Here is a 1,883-nt window from a genome sequence, read left to right on the forward strand (position 1 = left end):
GAGGTCTGAGCATGACAGCAGCCCGCCACCCCGGCGCAGGGTGACGGGCTGCTGGTGTACTCAGACCTCGGTGAGGGCCATCTGCACCACGCGGTGCGGGCGCAGCACGTCCAGGTTGAAGCGGCCCTCCACGCGGGCCACGAGCTGGTTCCGGGTGAAGGTGTCGCCCGGGGTGCCCCACTCCACGCGCACGCCTCGGCCGTCGGTGGTGAGTTCGAGGCTGTCGTTGCCGACCACGTACCCCTCACCGGCGGTCAGGCCGGGCACGGTGATTACCTGCGTGCCCCAGGCGGTGCGGGCGGTGGCATCGATGGGGCCTCCCAGGTCAAAACTGCCGCCGCTGTTGCGGGCAGTCTGAATGGCCAGCCAGTCGGTTGAGGCCAGCGCGATGAACGCCGCCCCGCCGATGTCCTGCACCTTGGCCAGGCCCGCCGCCAGGGTGGTGATCTGGTCGGTGGAGAACGCCTGCGTCTGGATGCCGCTGGTGTTGGCCAGCCCGGTGAAGTTCTCGCCGGTGCCGTCCCCGGCCAGTACCTGGTTCTCCAGCTCGTCGAGGATCGCATCGACAAGTTCGGCCCCTACCCAGGTGCGCAGGTTGGAGGCGTCTTCCAGGAGGAACTTGTCCACCGGCTCCGACAGCACTGCCAGCACCCGCAGCCGGGAGTCCTCCTTGTGCACGCCCAGCTTCTTGGTCGGCTTGACGTCACCCGGGGCCACCACTCCGGCGGTGCCGGGCGTGGCGATCACGGTCTGCTTGAGCACCTGGTAGACAGCGGCGCGCACGGTGGCGGGCAGCACATCAATCAGGCGCGGTGCCCGCTCGTGCCCGATGCCACCCTGGACCGGGTCGGTCGGGTTGACCACCGGCACCGAGACCACGGTCTCGCCGGCCGGGACCAGCCCCTTGGAGCCCGGCGCCACCTGGCCGGAGTAGCCCTTCATCCCGGCGACCATCTGGTCCTTCAAGCCGGAGAGGTCCAGCCGCCCGGCGGCGGTGGTGTCGGGGGTGCCGTGCCGCTCGTGCTCGCCCATCTGGAACCCGGCCATGAGTTCGTCGGCCTTGGCCTGCGCGGCGCTCTTCTCGGTGCCCTCGATCCGGGCCTTCAGGCTCTTGGCCTCGGCGGTCTTGGCTTCCAGCTCGGTCATCTCCTGCGGGGAGATGTTCCCGGCCTTGGCCTTGGCCACCAGTTCGTTCGCTCGCTTGAGTGCGGCTGCGAGCTGTTCCTTGAGGTTCATCAGGAACCCCTTCCTGCTCCCGTCCAGGGAAGCGGTACGCACACCCCGCGCAGGGGTGCACTGAATGGATGGGTGACCGCCCCGGCACGGCGCCAGAAAGCGCACGGCGGGCGGCTTCGCTCTGGACGGACGGATTGACCCTTGACCCTCGTCCTTGACCTGGCTATGGCCCTCGGACTTGATCGCGGTGTGACCGCTGGCCCATCAATTGTGAAAGGGAGGCCACCGCCGCCACCTTGACCCAGCCACGGGCCCTCGGTGGCGGCGGGAGCGTGTATCCCACACAGCACCACATTACCTCGAACATGCGTTCTAGGGGTAGGTGCGCCACACCTCCGGGCGCCAGTGGTCTGCAGCTTCGGGCCGGGCGTAAATCTCGGTGCCGTCGGCCTGCTCCACCGGCACGGTGTGGGCGTCGTCGGGCTCGGGCTCGGGTGGGTTCGGCCTGCTCCGCAGACGCGGCCAGCGGGCGCTCATTTCATGCCCCAGGTGGGGTGACCGCCGCCAGGCTCGGGCGGCTCCGGCTCCGGTGGCGCCTCGGGTGCGTCGGGGCCGGGCGGCATGGCCTCCTCGGCGACCATCAGGAACTCCAACTGCTCCTTCCAGTCGGTGGGGGCCAGCTCCTTCGCGTTCGCGTTCGCGGCCTC

At 69.7% G+C, this 1,883-nt stretch carries 2 protein-coding genes; both read right to left on the minus strand.

The annotated features are described in order from the left end of the window. Positions 1–60 precede the first annotated feature (60 nt). A complete protein-coding gene (locus tag FV560_RS19910; protein ID WP_159623760.1) occupies positions 61–1,236 on the minus strand; it encodes a phage major capsid protein in 1,176 nt (391 codons plus the stop codon). A 312-nt stretch (positions 1,237–1,548) separates the two neighbouring features. Continuing rightward, positions 1,549–1,713 (minus strand): hypothetical protein, encoded by a 165-nt coding sequence (locus FV560_RS19915; RefSeq protein ID WP_159623762.1) that lies wholly within the window; start codon positions 1,711–1,713, stop codon positions 1,549–1,551. Positions 1,714–1,883: the final 170 nt, after the last annotated feature.

It is taken from the genome of Ruania rhizosphaerae (genome assembly GCF_009805705.1).
GTDB classification, from domain to species: domain Bacteria; phylum Actinomycetota; class Actinomycetes; order Actinomycetales; family Beutenbergiaceae; genus Ruania; species Ruania rhizosphaerae.